A 14,710-nucleotide genomic window follows, 5' to 3' on the forward strand; every position below is an offset into this window, starting at 1 on the left:
GGCCTGTTGGTGGCGCGCTTCGCGGGTCAGGCGCGCTCCGATGCCTTGGTCCACAATGACCGCGGCATGCTTGCGACGGTCATTGCGTTCACTGTCGCCATCCTGCTGGCCGGCGCCATCGCCTGGAGCACCTCGCGATTTGTCGCGCAGCCCATCGTGGCCCTGGCCTCGGTCATGCGCCGGCTTGCGGCCGGCGACCTGCGCACCGGGATCGCCGGCGTCGAACGCGGCGACGAGATTGGCATCATGACCCGCGCGGTACGCGTGTTCCAGGAGAATGCCCTGCGCATCCGCGTGCTGGAGGCCGAGGCCGAGGCCGAACGCCAGCAGGTCCAGGCCTCGTTGGAGCGAATGGTCGCCGAGCGTACCGACACGCTGCATCACCAGACCGAGGTGCTGGAGGCGCAGGCCATCGAGCTTATCCATGCGCGCAATCAGGCCGATTCGGCCAACCAGGCAAAGAGCGATTTCGTGGCCACGGTCAGCCACGAACTGCGCACGCCGCTGACCCTCATTCTCGCCCCCCTGGAGCAGCTCTCGGCAGCGGCCCTTCCGCCGGTCGACTGGCGGGTGCAAATCGAGCGCGCCCAACGCAACGCGCTGCGCTTGATGAACCGGGTCAACGACATCCTCGATTTCTCCAAGGCCGAAGCGGGCAAGTTTGAGGTGTGCCCGACGCTGGTCGACTTGAACAATGCGGTGGGGGTGCTGGCCGAGGATGCCGCCATGGTGGCCAAGGGCAAGGGGTGCACCTTGACCTGCAGCATCGATCCCGCGCTCGGCACGGTGTTCCTGGACCCCCGACACTTCGAGAAAATTCTGCTTAATCTGGTGAGCAACGCCATCAAATTCACGCCCGCTGGCGGCACCGTACACCTGGCAGTGACGCCGCTGGACGGCGAGCGATTTGAACTGGCGGTGCAGGACTCGGGGATCGGCATTGCGCCTGAGGAACTGCCGTTGCTGTTCCAGCGGTTTTCGCAGATCGACAATTCCGCCACGCGCCATTACAGCGGCACAGGCATCGGCCTGGCCCTGGTCAAGGACCTGGTCGAACTGATGGGGGGCGAAGTCGGCGTCAGCAGCGAGCCCGGACGCGGCTCGTGCTTCTTCGTTCGACTTCCGCTGGGGGCCGAGCAAAACGCCTTGCTGAGCGACGCCAGTAGAATGCATGAGCCCTCGTCACCGGGCACAGCGAGCACGACCGAGCAGCGCCATCTGCGTTTCGACGACGGCCGCCAGGGCAGTCCGGCGCAAGGCGTAGACGCCGAGCAGCACCCCGAACACGCCGCGCGATCCAAAGTGCTGGTGGTGGACGACAGCCCGGAAATGCTCAGCTATCTCAGCGAGCTTTTGCGTGACGACTATGTCGTCGCCACCGCGGTGGATGGAGAGCAGGCCTGGGCACTCCTGCAGCGTCGCCCCATCGATGTCGTGGTCTCTGATGTGATGATGCCGCTGCTCGACGGCTTCGGCCTGACCGCCAGAATCAAAGGCAGCCCTGGTTTTGCCCACTTGCCCGTCATCCTGGTGACCGCTCGCGGCGGCAGTGATGCCTGCGTTTCCGGGCTGGAGAGTGGCGCCGACGACTACATCGCCAAACCCTTCTCGCCGCTGGAACTCAAGGCTCGCGTGCGCGCGGCGCTACGCATGAGCCAGGTGCAAAGCGAACTGCACACAAAATCCCGCCAGGCGGGCATGGCCGAAATCGCCACCGCTGTGCTGCACAACGTCGGTAACGTCCTCAACAGCGTGAACGTGTCGGCAGAGCTGGTCAGCAACCAGATGCGCACCTCCAAAGTCCAGGGGCTTGGCAAGGTCGCTCAACTGATGAACGAACACGTCAATGACCTGAGCGATTTTCTCGCCAACGATCCCAAAGGCAAGATGCTGCCCGACTACCTGCTCAAGCTGGCGGAGGTGGTTACGGCAGAGCAACAAGGCATTGTCGAAGAACTCGGGCAACTCACCAAGGGCATTGACCACATCAAGACCATCGTCGCTGCCCAGCAGTCCTATGCCGTTGCGGTCAGCGTCGTGGAGACAGTCTCGGTCGCCGGGTTAGTCGACGATGCGTTGCGCATGAGTGCCGGTTCGCTGGAGCGTCAGGGGGTGACGCTGGTCAAGAGGATTGCCGAATTGCCCTTGCTGCCGCTGGATCGGCACCGGGTCTTGCTGATTCTGGTGAACCTGATCAGTAATGCCAAGCATGCGTTGGAAGGCGTGGCTGATCGCAGCCCCTGCGTTACGCTCGATGCCTGCCTCGTTGACGCATCAGTCCTGCGTATTTCAGTGACCGATAACGGCAACGGGATCACGCCAGAGCACCTGGCGCGGATCTTTTCGCATGGTTTCACCACTCGCAAGGAAGGCCACGGTTTCGGTCTGCACAGCTGTGCCCTCGCTGCGCAGGAAATGGGTGGCCGCTTGACCGTGCACAGCGACGGGGCCGGGCAGGGCGCAACGTTTACCTTGGATATTCCCCTTGAAGCCGCACCGGATCAGTGATGGGCGGCGATATCAGCCGCCGCGCTGTATCTGCTCCAGTATCAGGCTGTCGGTGATGTTCAGGTCGTCCAGCAACAGAAACATCTTGCTCAGCACCTCGGCCATTTTCTGGTCCGTGTCGGCGAACGGCAGGTAGAACTCGCTGAAGCCACTGCCGGCGGGCACGATGCACAGGTAATTGCCGGGCTCGATATGGATGGCTGCGCTGCCCAGATGAATGCGGTAGTTCGCGCGCTGGCCGGTGACGTACAGAAAATGCCCTGCACATTTGACGTTTCGCAGCCCTAGCCCTTGGATCAACTCGTCGACCAGTTCAGCGCGGCGCTGCAGGGTTTCGTTGCTGGTGCTGTAGCCATCCCCGGCATGGGCCACGGAGACCAGCAGGTCGGCGTCACGCATGACTTGCGAAAACAGCAGCGGCGGAACCTGCTCAAGCGGTAGGGCGGTACGGTCGCGGTAGAACGCGATTGTGTCGAAGGTAAAGTGTTCGGTTTCCGAGAGGTAATGGCCGGTGTCCAGAAAGTTGAACATCGCGTAAATGCCGTGCTCCTTGCTCTCGAAATAGATGTCTTCGACGCTTGAGGTCGACCAGCCGCGGGCCTGCAGCAACCGCGCGGCGACCTTGGCTTTGAGGCGGTGACCGGCAAATCGGTTGGACCACAGGCCGGTGTCTTGCTCAGCCGGCGTCAGCAGGTACAACTCGCGAAAGGCCTGCTTGAACGGCTGCACGCGGCGCTGGGTCACCACTTCTTTCTGCCAGGCCGACAGTTGGCCCGCCGTGAACAGATGAAACGGGTGGGCAATACGCAGGTGCTTTTTTGCGCTGTGCGGGCGGCCTTCAAGGTCGGTCACCGTCAGCGTTGCGGCATCGAGCCAGCCCAGCACAGCGTCATCGGCCTGCACGATCAGTTGTTCCAGCAGCAGGCGCACCGCAGGCATGTTCAACAGCGGTTTCAGCTCGTCCGGCGCCAGGGTTTCGCCGCTGCTCATCATCGCTTCCAGGGTGCGGCAGAAGCGCGCGATCTGGTCCTTGAGCTGGGTTTGCTGGGTCTTGAGGGCGACGAAGTCGGGATGTTTGCGAATCGCGGGCGGTGCGGTTTTCAGGGTCTTTCCGGCTTTGCCGACGTGCAGTGCGGGCGACAAGCCGTCAATGATCAGTCTGACGTCATAGCCATCGATCGTGGCGGCCGTCACTGCCGACTCGGCGATTTGCGCTTCCATGGCCCACTCCAGGCGAATCGCCGAGGGGTAGCCGGCGACACGCGCGAGGTTTTCCAGGCCGGCCTGTATCGCGGCATGGGAGTTGGCTTGTCGTTCAGCGCCGTATTTGCGCACCTCGTTGTGCAGTTTCTTGAACATCAGATAGCGCTGGCTTACGTCGTCCGCGTCCCTGACGGGCAGTACGCCATAGATGCGCATGGACGCCTGTGCGTGGCGGGTCAGTTTCTTTTCCAGTGCTGCTCGGCCGACGCCCTGGTAGGCGTCGAGCAGCACACGCGTCTCGGGAAACGCCCAGTGCGAGGGTTCGAGTGCCGCGAGGTAGTCGCGCAAGTGGTCGGGGTCGGCCTCGGCCAGCGCCTTGTCCAGCAGGTAGCGGTCCACCACGCCCACGGTGTCATCCTGCGTATTGGGCAGGTCGCTGCCCCAGCCGGACTCCGGTGCCAGGGCAATGCTCAGGTATTCACGCTGGAAGGCTTGCAGATCATTCCAGCCGAGCGCATCGAGCACCACGCGGCTGGCGTGCCCGGCGTAGGGCAGGGCGGTCAGCAGGGTATGCCTGGAAAAACCGTCCAGCGCCGCGAGCAGTTCAGCCGATGCGGGCTTGGGCAATGTCTGAAGCGCCAGGAAGCGCTCGAGCACGGCGGCCGTATGGCCGAAGCCGTCGACAAAATTATCCGGTGTCATGCCCAGCCGTTCGATCACCGCCAGGGCCTGCAGCAACCAGCGGGTCTGATGCACCTCTACCGAACGAAAGGTGTCCGCCAGCTTCTCGGCGTTTTCGGGCAACCCAGCCAGCGCGTCCTCGACATAACGCACGGTGAAGCGCGCCAGTTCAGGGGGCACGGCTGCGGACTCTTCAGCGGCAGGGGCTGCGCTTTCGGTTGACTCATCATCGTCGAACGCGTCCTCGGCGTACCGATCCATGTCCACATCATCGCTGTCCAGCCCGGCATCGTCTGCGTAGAACATCATGGCGCGGCCCCAGGTATTGGCCGCCCGGACGAAGCGCGGGTAATCGAGGCGGCCCGCGGCCAGCAGGCCCAGTGCGAAACGCTCGATTTCCTGGTGCACGTAGACATAGCTATCGGCGATTTTTCGCGTGTCTTCATCCGGCGGCGAAGGCGGCTGCTCGCGGTTCCAGCTGCCGTCCAGCAACCATTCGGCGAGCGTCAGCCAGGCCGGGGCAGGCGGGTAATTGCTCAGGCGATTGAGGCAGGCCTGAACGTCAGGAAAAGCCCAGGCCTGGTCCAGACTCCTGCGGTAATAGGCAGGGCCATCTTCGTCAGTGGGCAAGGGATAGTCACTGTCCTCGAAGGCAAATTGCAGCATGTGCCGCAGTCGCGCACCGATCTGCTCCAGCGCATAGGCATCCGCGTGCGCGGTGATCCACGCGTCGCAGAGTCGATATTGCAGGCCGTAGCGCTGTTGATCGCGGCGGTCCTCCAGGTCGTCCCAGACGGTCGGGAACACAAACCCATCAGCCAGCGCTTTGGGCCCCTCCTTGGGCTGCTGCCTGACCCAGTCATCGGCGATGCGCAGGAAGTCGATGCCGTCCCAGAAATCGAGCTCGAACGCGTCATATCGGCTGAGCGCGGGATATCCATCTAGCGCGCTGTCACAGAATGCGCGCAGCGCAGCGAGGCGTGTGGCTTGTTCGGGCGCGGGGCGGCGTGATTGCATGAGGGCATCCAGGGAAATGAGCGACGAGGATCAACCGCCAATCAGCGGCACCAGGCGGATAAACGCGAGCGTGGAAGGGGGACTCAAGTCAATGGGTTCATCGAGTGTTTGCAGCATGACGCCGTTGTGCAGAACGCGGAACGCACGGGCTTGAAAACCCTTCAAGGCGCGAGCGACCTCAACGTCGACATCCAGCTCCGCAGCTGCGCTGGCCTGAGGCATGGCCACCGCGCCTTCACGGGCTTGCCGACGAATATCGCGCTCGCTCAGGTATTGACGGTCGAGTACCTCACGCAGCGACAGGTGTTCCAGCCAATGCTGGACCGACAGCGCGGCGATCTGTTCGGCAACGGTCAGGCGAATGAGCTCGGCGACCGTCAAGGTCAATGACTGCGGCGTGAGGGTCACAGGGGGCAGCAAAGGCTCCTGGCGCGCACCTTTGAGGCAATAGCTATGGACCACGAACTCCATGACGCATTCCTTGCAAACCAGGCCAGCCGGGCGGATGGCGCCTTAGCATAGCCCGGGCTGCAATAAACGTCATCGACCGTCGCCGTCACGCTGACGGCCAGCCATCTATTTAATCGAACGCCGCTTTCAGTATTTAGTATTTGCCGACCTCCGGGCCAGCTATTAGTCTCGGTCCATCCACACCGAACGCTGGCAAGCCGCTCGTCACAGGCGGCGTCCAGGCAACACGCAACAACCACTACAAGAATACCGATCCGGGACGCGCCGTCAGGCGTCGGCCACGGTTTCGGACATCCAAAATCTGCCGATTTTCTGGAGCCACACCGCCATGAGTGCACGACCTCACCTCGGCGCAGACGCCGACAGCGATGCCGAACAACTGCGCAAACTGGGCTACACCTCGAACTTCAGTCGCAGCATGAGCCTATGGGAAAACTTCGCCCTGGGCTTTACCTACCTGTCGCCGGTAGTGGGCGTTTACACCCTGTTCGGCCTCTGCCTGGCGGCCGGCGGCCCGCCGATGTTCTGGGCCTACCTGCTGGTGGGTTGCGGGCAGCTGCTGGTGTGCCTGATCTTCGGCGAGGTGGTTTCGCAGTTCCCGATTTCCGGCGGCGTCTACCCCTGGGCTCGACGTCTGGTGGGTAAACGCTGGGCGTGGATGGTCGGTTGGATTTACTCCATCGCCCTGTGCGTCACCATCGCCGCCGTCGCAGTCGGCGCCGGTCCCTACCTCGCGGCGATGCTCGGTTTCGAGCCGAGCAACAACACCAATATCGTCATTGCCGTGCTGCTGACGCTGTTCGCGACCCTGGTCAACCTCAGCGGTACCCAGGTCCTGGCGCGCATCGCCATGTTCGGGTTTCTGTGTGAACTGGTCGGCGCGGTGATCGTTGGCGTGTATCTGCTGGTGTTTGAACGCCACCAGCCGATCAGCGTGCTGTTCAACACGTTCGATATCCGTGTCGACGGTTCTTACTTACCGGCGTTCCTCACCGCATCGCTGGCGGGCATGTTCCTCTATTACGGCTTCGAGGCGTGTGGCGACGTGGCCGAGGAAACCCCGAACCCGAGCAAGCAAATCCCGGTGGCCATGCGCATGACCATCTACATCGGTGGTGTCGCCGCGATGTTTGCCTGCCTGGCGCTGATCCTCGCCGTGCCGGACATGCAGGCGGTGATCAACGGCACCGATAAGGACCCGGTCACCACCATCCTCAACAATGCCTTCGGCAGCGTCGGTTCGAAGGTGGTGATGGGCGTGGTGATGATCTCTTTCATCTCCTGCGTGATCAGCCTGCAGGCCGCTGCCAGCCGGCTGCTGTATGCCTACGCCCGCGATGAAATGGTAATCGGCAGCCGCCTGCTGAAGCGTATTTCGCCGACCACCCAGGTGCCGGTGGCCGCGCTGTTTGTCTCCGGCGTGCTGCGACGCTGATCATCGCCCTCGGCTTCTTCCTCTAGGACGCCGTGGCGACCATCGTCAGCTTCGCGGCGATCGGGATTTACCTGGCCTTCCAGATGATCGTGCTCGCCGCCCTGTACGCGCGCGCCCGGGGCTGGAAACCCAGCGGCAAGTTTGCCCTGGGCGGCTGGGGCCTGCCGGTGAATATCGGGGCGTTGGTCTATGGCGTCGGCGCCATCGTCAACATGGCCTGGCCGCGCACGCCGGACGCGGCGTGGTACATCAACTATGCGATGTTGCTGAGCACGGCCATCGTCATTGGCCTGGGCCTGCTCTACATGTGGTTGGGCAAGCCCTATGACCGTGGCACCGCGCCCGCCGGCGATGCCTGGAACGCCGGCCGGTAACGGCCAGCGACCCGCGTGTAATTGGAATGCGCAGTCCCAAAACCCTGGCGGCGGGTGTAAGGTAGTCTGCGCAACCCGTGGAAATCTCAGGAAAGCGAGGTGACTATGAGCGTTCCAATGTTGAAAAAGCTGCATCTGAATGGGTACCACATCGTGCAGGTCAACTACGGACCCTGGCGCGTGTGTACGCACAACGACCGGTTGGCGTCCTTCGACTCCCGTGAACAGGCGCTGGCGTATGCCGCGGCTCTTCCGGGGTACAAGGTGCGCCACAGACCGGTGTCCAATGATGATTGAGTGTTAAGAAGAAGCCCTGGTTTTGCCGGGGCTTCTGCATAGGGCGTCTACGAAAAACTGCTTCCCCTGATCATAAAAAGGACTGAATGATGAGTGTCGAAACCCTGCCGCAAGCGGGCAGTTGCCGTTGTAATGGCGTGCGTTTCAGCGTGAGCCAGGCCCCCGTGATTACCATGGCCTGTCACTGCACCGGCTGTCAGAAGATGACCTCCAGCGCGTTCTCCCTAAGCGCACTGTTTGCCGCTAGCGCTTTCACCGTGACGCAAGGCTGCCCCGTGGTCGGCGGGCTGCATGGCCTGGATCGCCACTACTGCTGCTCTCACTGCATGAGCTGGCTGTTTACGCGTCCTCATGGCATCGATGAGTTTGTCAATGTACGCGCGACCTTGCTGGATAACGCCCACGATTACGTGCCGTTCATGGAAACATGGACCTGTGAAAAGCTGCCCTGGGCGGTCACTCCGGCTGTCGAGCGCTTTGCGCAACTGCCTGAACCCCAAGACTTTGCGCGCCTGATGCAGGCCTATGCCCAATTGCAGGCACGCTGAACTCAGTCGATCAGCGCCAGCAGGTCGGTGTCGCCAACATCCACCCCCGCCTGGGTCAGCAAGGTCGTCACTTGCCCTCGGTGATGGGTCTGGTGGTTGAAGAAGTGCGTCAACAGGCTGAAAAACGGCTTGCTGGCCGCCACGCCGCGCATGTTGCGTTAGTGCAGTTGCTGGTCGAGATCGGGCTCACGCAAGGTGCCGGCCCAGTCGAGGATCAGTTGGTCCAGCCAGACGCGACGGGCCGCCAGCGCATCCAGGTCGACGAAGGCTAATTGCTTGAGGTCACCGGGCTGGGCGATGGTCTCCAGGGGCACCAACGCCGTGAAGCCTGTCGGGTGCTGGGCAAAGCGCTTGAGCCAGACCGTGTCACCCAGCGCCAGGTGATTGAGCGTGCCGAGAATCGAGCCGAAAAATGCCTGGCGATCCAGGCGCACTTGCGCGTCTGACAGCTGGGCGGCAGCGTCATAGACCTTGCGGTTCATCCACTGGTTGTAGGTGGCCATCAGCGCGATCTGTTCGATACGGTTCACGTCGCTTATCTCTCATCGGCTGCATGCCCGCTCGGTGGTCAGCATGTTGCGGCGGTGGCAGCTTGTGGTGGTTGAACGACAATACTATGCACGCCGGGTCAGCCCCTGCATACCCGCGATGCCGACGGCATTGCGGGTATCTTCATCACCTGACCCACCGCTGTCGCAGCCTCGCTAAAGCTCCACAGCTGCTACGAGGCGGCGGATGCAGATTGCGATAACAACGGGCGGGCCTAGAAGCGTAGCGTGGCACCGGTGGTCAACCACTGCGTGCGCTCGCCGATCAGGCTACGGCCGACCACTACATCAACATCGACAGACTCGCCCAGATGAAACCTGGGCCCGGCCTGCCATGCCTGGTCGCCACCTGCCTGGCCGTATCGCTCGGCAACCAGCGTCAGCGCCTGTGCTGGCTGGTATTCAATACCGGTGCCCCAGGTCATACGGTGTTTTTCATCGCCATCATTGTAGGCGTGCGTCCAGCCGGCATTCAGGTTCAGTCGCAGCGGCGCCACCGGTTGCCAGGTAAGGGGCACATTAAGATCCGCGCCGTCGTAGGCGTGCCTGCGGGCCTGGGCCATGTGCGCAGCGGCCGAAACAGCCATCTGCAGCCCCAGCTCATCCCACGACCCTATGGGTGCCTTGAACTGCGGACTGAGTTGGGTTTCACCGTCGGCACGTGACAGCGCCGCGCCCCACTGCACGGACGGCATTGCGCTGAAGGTGCAGGCCGGCGAGAGCGTTTCGCTGTGGCTGGCGCCATCGTGGCGATTTGCGGTGTACCAGGCATCGACATTGCATTCGCCTGGCGCATTAATGGCGCCATCGTCGACCACATAGGCGCCGCCGGCGGCATGTGCCTTGGATATCAGCGCGATCAGAGCAAGAGTGCCCAGGCTCAGACCGATGAAGATCAGATTGCGTCGCAGCGCGCGGCGTTTGGCCGGTGGCAACAGTAACAACGTGGGGCGCGCGGCGCGATAGTGGCGTGCGCGGTATTTGGCAAACCCGTCCGGGCGCTTCGGGGTGTGTTGTTTGTGCATGATGCACCTCGCATGAGTTCAGCTTTCTACGGTCAGCACCGAAATGCCGCTGGCGTTGGCCTGGCAGACCAGCTCGCAGGTGTCTTCACCGCCCGGCAGGGCGATGACCACGTCGGGGCGGCTGTCGGTCAGCATGAAATGGTTGCGCTGGCGTTCGGCCTGTTTGCCGTGGCGCTGCCAGTTAGGCGGATAGCGCACCACGTCGATGCCCAGTTCCCGCGCCCATTCTTCAATGTCGCTGCCCAGGAACGAGTTGCCGCCATGAATCAAAACCCGCACCGGGCGCAGGCGGTGGTAAGCATCCAGCACGTGGCGGGACTTTTTGCTGTCGGCGTAATGACGACCTGCACAGATCAAGATGCGCATAGTCAGTGTCCTTGTGTTACGCGATGGTGGTCGGGCGACCGCCATCGTTCGGAGGGAGAGGGTGATCAGTACCACTGCTTGAAGCGGCGGATGTAGATCGTTTTCATCAGTTGGGCCACGCAGCAGTAGCTGAGCAAGGTGCCCACCAACCATGGGAAGTACGCCAGCGGCAGCGGTTGCAGGCCCACCAGGGTGCCCAGCGGCGAGAACGGTACGTAGATGCCCAGCGCGATGACCACGCAGGTCATCATCAACACCGGCCAGGCGGCGGTGCTCTGGAAGAACGGGATCTTGCGGGTGCGCAGCATATGCACCACCAGGGTTTGCGAAAGCAGGCCTTCGATAAACCAGCCGGACTGGAACAGGGTCTGCATCTCGATACTGTTGGCGGCAAACACGTACCACATCAGGGCGAAGGTGGTGATGTCGAAGATCGACGAGGTCGGCCCGATCCACAGCATGAAGCGGCCGATATTTTTTGCGTCCCACTTGCGTGGCTGCGCCAGGTATTCCTTGTCCATCTTGTCCCACGGCAGGGCCAGCTGGGAGATGTCGTACATCAGGTTTTGCAGGAGCAAGTGGATCGCCAGCATCGGCATGAACGGGATAAACGCACTGGCCACCAGCACCGAGAACACGTTGCCGAAGTTGGAGCTGGCGGTCATGTTCAGGTACTTCATGATATTGCCGAAGGTTTCGCGGCCCTTGAGCACACCTTCTTCCAGCACCATCAGGCTCTTTTCCAGCAGGATGATGTCGGCCGACTCCTTGGCGATGTCGGTGCCGCTGTCCACCGAGATGCCCACGTCGGCATCGCGCAGCGCCGGCGCATCGTTGATGCCGTCGCCGAGGAAGCCCACCGTGTGCCCATTGGCTTGCAGGGCTTTGAGCACGCGTGATTTCTGCAGCGGTGTCAGTTTGGCGAACACCGTGCGTTCTTCCACGTGGCGCGCCAGGGTGGCGTCGTCCATCAATTCGATTTCCACGCCCAGCAACGGCTGGCCGGGTTCAAGGCCGACCTGGCGACAGATCTTGCGGGTGACCACTGCGTTGTCACCGGTGAGCACTTTGACCGCCACACCGATTTCCTGCAGGGCGGCAATGGCCGGGCCGGCGGTTTCCTTCGGTGGATCAAGGAAGGTCAGGAAACCGTGGATCACCAGGTTGCGTTCATCGGCGGTGGTGTACTGCTGGCGTGCCAACGCCTTGGGAATGTTGCGGGTGGCCACCACCAGCACACGGAAGCCGTCTTCGTTGTAGTCGTTGGCAATCGCCAGCAATGCCTCGCGGCGACGCTCATCCAACGCCACGGCGGCGCCGTTCTCCATCACGTGGGTGGCAATGCTCAGCATCTCTTCCACGGCACCCTTGCACACCAGCAGATGGTCGTCGTCGGCGTTCTTGACCACGATCGACAGGCGACGGCGGACAAAATCGAACGGCAATTCATCCACCTTGCTATAGGCAAACGGCGCTTGGAACTTGGGGTTCTGTTCAAAGAACTGCACCACGGCCTGGTCCATCAGATTTTTCATGCCGCTTTGGTGGTGGCTGTTCAGCCAGGCCAGGCTTAACACCGCATCGTCGCGCTGGCCGAAGGCATTGACGTGATGTTCCAGGATGATCTTGTCCTGGGTCAGAGTGCCGGTCTTGTCGGTGCACAGCACGTCCATCGAGCCGAAGTTCTGGATCGCATTGAGGCGCTTGACCACCACTTTGCGTTTGGCCATGGCTGTGGCGCCCTTGGCCAGGTTGGCGCTGACGATCATCGGCAGCATCTCCGGGGTGAGGCCCACGGCCACCGCCAGGGCAAACAGGAAGGCATCGCCCCAATCACCCTTGGAGAAGCCGTTGAGGAAGAACACGATCGGGACCATCACCAGCATGAAGCGGATCAACAGCCAGCTGACGCTGTTGACCCCGCGATCAAAGGCGGTTTGCGTGCGCGAACCGACGATCGCCTTGGCCAGGGAGCCGAAGTACGTGCGCGGTCCGGTCGCCACCACCACGGCGGTAGCCCGGCCGCTGACCACGTTGGTGCCCATGAAGCAGATGTTCGGCAGGTCCAGCAGGTTGCCTTGGTCCGCGCTCACCGGGCCGGCGGATTTTTGTGTGACATCACCGAGAGTGTCGTACTTCTCTACCGGCAAGGCCTCGCCGGTGAGCACGGCCTGGCTGATGAAGAGGTCGCGGGACTCGATCAGGCGGATATCCGCCGGGATCATGTCGCCGGCCGACAGTTGCACGATATCGCCGGCCACCAGGTCGCGCATCGGCACTTCGCGCAGGGTCGGCTGGCTGCCAACCTGCTCACGGCGCAGTACCGTTGCGGTGGTGCGCACCATGGCCTTGAGGGTCTCGGCGGACTTGGCCGAGCGATGCTCCTGCCAGAAACGCAGCAAGCTGCTGAGCAGCACCATGGTCATAATAATGATGACCTTGGTCGGATCGGCCTCTTCGCCTTGCCGCATCGGCAACCAGCAGTCGGTGAAGAAGCTGATCGCGCCCAGGGTCAACAGCACGTAGATGAACGGGTTATGCAGTGCGTGCAGGAACTGCACGATGGCGTGCGGCGGCTTGTCGTGGGCGACTGCGTTGTGGCCTTCGCGTTGCAGGCGGGCAGCGGCGTCCAGTTCGGTCAGGCCCTCTCGGGTGGCGCGGACATTGGCCAGGGTGGCCTGCAGGCCGTTGTGGGCCTCGCGGGCGGCACGCATCGACAGCTTGGTGTCGGTGCTGGTTTTGCTCAATGGCGGGTTTTTTTCGGCGCTCATGGTGTGTACTCCTGTCGCCAATGCTCGACAAAACATACCCGTTACTTGCCTGGATACAGGCGAGCGAAAGCATGCCGAGTCGCAGACTTCGCGATCGGTTTAAATAAAGTTTCGAGTAACTTTTGCTGCCGCCTTAGTTAACAGGCGCGCAGCGTAATACCTCTGGAAGTGTTCATGAAGAACGCCAGTGTATTCATGGATTAGTTGCTGTTTTCAGCGGATCAGGCGGCGCGATTGTCCAGGTAAAACCCGAGTATCAGGCCGGCCTGCGCCAGGCTGAAAACCTGGCGTCTCTGTGGGTCTTGAGGGTCGGCGTGTTCCCATTGCCGCACCCATTGGCCGGTGGCTGGGCAGGCACGCCAGTGCGCCAGCGGTTGAGCCCGACGTACTTGAGGGGAGGGGGTGACAAAGGCCGAGCGGGCGGGCGCAAAACCCGCGGGCGCACGGCACAGCTTGGCGCGCAGGGCCGAGGCCAGTGTCCGTACATCAGGGAAGACAAGGGTTTGAAAGGTCATAACACACCTCGGGACCGGACACGCATCCGGCGAGGCAGTTACGGGGGAGCATCAAGCTCCAGCGCAGCTTACCGGACCGGGGAGGAGAGTCCTGTCATATTCTGGGTTTGGCGTCCGACGTCCGCAAATGCGGGATTCGGACAGCAACTGGATACTGTGTCCATTGGCTTCTTTTGTGAGGTTTAAAAAAGGCCCCAGTAGCGGGCAGGGGCAATCTACTTAGGCGGTTAATAAATGTCAACGCACTTTTAATTAAAGTGAGCAGTGTTCAGAGTTCATTCAGATAAGTTGCAGTCTTTAGAACTTCATATACCGCGTGCCGCGAGAACGGCCAGATAAATCAATACCACGCCACAGGTGCCATAACTGATGCGCTGCCACAACGGTGATGCGTTCTTGCGCAACAGGTTCACCAGCGCGGCGATCAGAAAACACGACAGCACCGAGGCCAGCATAAACCCGGCAAAAAACATCAGCGTCTGCCCATGGCTGGGCGTAGCGCCGACGATACCGGACAACGCGCTGCCCAACGCGCCCCAGTAAACGATGTTCTTCGGGTTGGCCAGGGAAATCGCAGCACCCACCGCCAGTGCGTTTTTCCCGGAACTGGCCGGTGCGTCGTCCGCCTCGGGCAGGTGCCAGGCGTCAATCAGGCTGCGTACGCCGAGCCAGGCCAGGTACAACGCGCAGACCACCGTCAACGGCACGCGCACGGCATCATGCTGGATCAGCAGGGCGATGCCGGTCAGGCCGATCACCGCCCAGACGGCATCGCCCACCAGTGAGCCGATCTGTACCAACAGCGCGGGCGTGAACCCCTGGAGCAAGCCGCGACGCAAGGTCTCCGCCAGCACGGCGCCGGGGGAGAGGCAAAACACAAAACCAAACACCAGTGCGTAAAAAAAGATCGCCAACATGCCCGCTTCCTTTCGAGAAAGTCGCAAAGCATAC

At 62.0% G+C, this 14,710-nt stretch carries 9 protein-coding genes and 5 pseudogenes; 6 read left to right on the top strand and 8 right to left on the bottom strand.

Annotation, left to right across the window (positions count from 1 at the left end; all coding sequences use genetic code 11):
- Nucleotides 1–66: 66 nt before the first annotated feature.
- The 3 pseudogenes from JWR98_RS30220 to JWR98_RS30230 form a co-directional block, all read left to right on the top strand.
- Nucleotides 67–1,116: pseudogene (locus JWR98_RS30220) on the top strand (sensor histidine kinase); the annotation flags it as partial.
- Between the two features lie 198 nt (nucleotides 1,117–1,314).
- Nucleotides 1,315–1,650 (top strand): annotated as a pseudogene (locus JWR98_RS30225) (response regulator transcription factor); the annotation flags it as partial.
- A 519-nt stretch (nucleotides 1,651–2,169) separates the two neighbouring features.
- Nucleotides 2,170–2,508 (top strand): annotated as a pseudogene (locus tag JWR98_RS30230) (ATP-binding protein); the annotation flags it as partial.
- A 12-nt stretch (nucleotides 2,509–2,520) separates the two neighbouring features.
- Here JWR98_RS30230 and JWR98_RS14485 read toward each other — a convergent pair.
- Both JWR98_RS14485 and JWR98_RS14490 read right to left on the bottom strand, forming a co-directional pair.
- Entirely contained in the window at nucleotides 2,521–5,409 is a 2,889-nt protein-coding gene (locus tag JWR98_RS14485) for a DUF4132 domain-containing protein (protein WP_205490387.1), read from the bottom strand.
- A 30-nt stretch (nucleotides 5,410–5,439) separates the two neighbouring features.
- Complete coding sequence (locus tag JWR98_RS14490) at nucleotides 5,440–5,880, bottom strand: hypothetical protein (protein WP_078733157.1); 441 nt, start codon at nucleotides 5,878–5,880, stop codon at nucleotides 5,440–5,442.
- A gap of 328 nt (nucleotides 5,881–6,208) precedes the next feature.
- On the opposite strand from JWR98_RS14490, the pseudogene JWR98_RS14495 reads away from it, so the two are divergent.
- The 3 genes and pseudogenes from JWR98_RS14495 (at nucleotide 6,209) to JWR98_RS14505 (ending at nucleotide 8,534) form a co-directional block, all read left to right on the top strand.
- Nucleotides 6,209–7,689: pseudogene (locus tag JWR98_RS14495) on the top strand (APC family permease).
- A gap of 105 nt (nucleotides 7,690–7,794) precedes the next feature.
- Nucleotides 7,795–7,986: a hypothetical protein gene (locus JWR98_RS14500; protein ID WP_042944646.1), complete on the top strand. Its 192-nt coding sequence runs from the start codon at nucleotides 7,795–7,797 to the stop codon at nucleotides 7,984–7,986.
- A gap of 89 nt (nucleotides 7,987–8,075) precedes the next feature.
- Nucleotides 8,076–8,534: a GFA family protein gene (locus JWR98_RS14505; protein ID WP_078733159.1), complete on the top strand. Its 459-nt coding sequence runs from the start codon at nucleotides 8,076–8,078 to the stop codon at nucleotides 8,532–8,534.
- A gap of 2 nt (nucleotides 8,535–8,536) precedes the next feature.
- Here JWR98_RS14505 and JWR98_RS14510 read toward each other — a convergent pair.
- From JWR98_RS14510 to JWR98_RS14535, 6 genes and pseudogenes are all read right to left on the bottom strand, one after another.
- Nucleotides 8,537–9,064: pseudogene (locus JWR98_RS14510) on the bottom strand (DinB family protein).
- Nucleotides 9,065–9,297: 233 nt separating this feature from the next.
- Nucleotides 9,298–10,107 (bottom strand): hypothetical protein, encoded by an 810-nt coding sequence (locus tag JWR98_RS14515; protein ID WP_205490388.1) that lies wholly within the window; start codon nucleotides 10,105–10,107, stop codon nucleotides 9,298–9,300.
- Nucleotides 10,108–10,125: 18 nt separating this feature from the next.
- Nucleotides 10,126–10,473 carry a DUF2493 domain-containing protein gene (locus JWR98_RS14520; protein WP_042944648.1) on the bottom strand — a complete coding sequence of 116 codons (348 nt, stop codon included), beginning with the start codon at nucleotides 10,471–10,473 and terminating at the stop codon, nucleotides 10,126–10,128.
- A gap of 65 nt (nucleotides 10,474–10,538) precedes the next feature.
- The gene (gene mgtA, locus JWR98_RS14525; RefSeq protein ID WP_205490390.1) at nucleotides 10,539–13,244 is read right to left on the bottom strand and encodes a magnesium-translocating P-type ATPase; all 2,706 of its coding nucleotides are present in this window, start codon (nucleotides 13,242–13,244) and stop codon (nucleotides 10,539–10,541) included.
- A 221-nt stretch (nucleotides 13,245–13,465) separates the two neighbouring features.
- A complete protein-coding gene (locus tag JWR98_RS14530) occupies nucleotides 13,466–13,759 on the bottom strand; it encodes a hypothetical protein (protein WP_078733164.1) in 294 nt (97 codons plus the stop codon).
- Between the two features lie 305 nt (nucleotides 13,760–14,064).
- On the bottom strand, nucleotides 14,065–14,676 hold the full coding sequence (locus JWR98_RS14535) for a LysE family transporter (RefSeq protein WP_078733165.1): 612 nt from the start codon (nucleotides 14,674–14,676) through the stop codon (nucleotides 14,065–14,067).
- Nucleotides 14,677–14,710 lie beyond the last annotated feature (34 nt).

The sequence above is a fragment of the Pseudomonas lactucae genome, from assembly GCF_016937615.1.
Lineage (GTDB): Bacteria > Pseudomonadota > Gammaproteobacteria > Pseudomonadales > Pseudomonadaceae > Aquipseudomonas > Aquipseudomonas lactucae.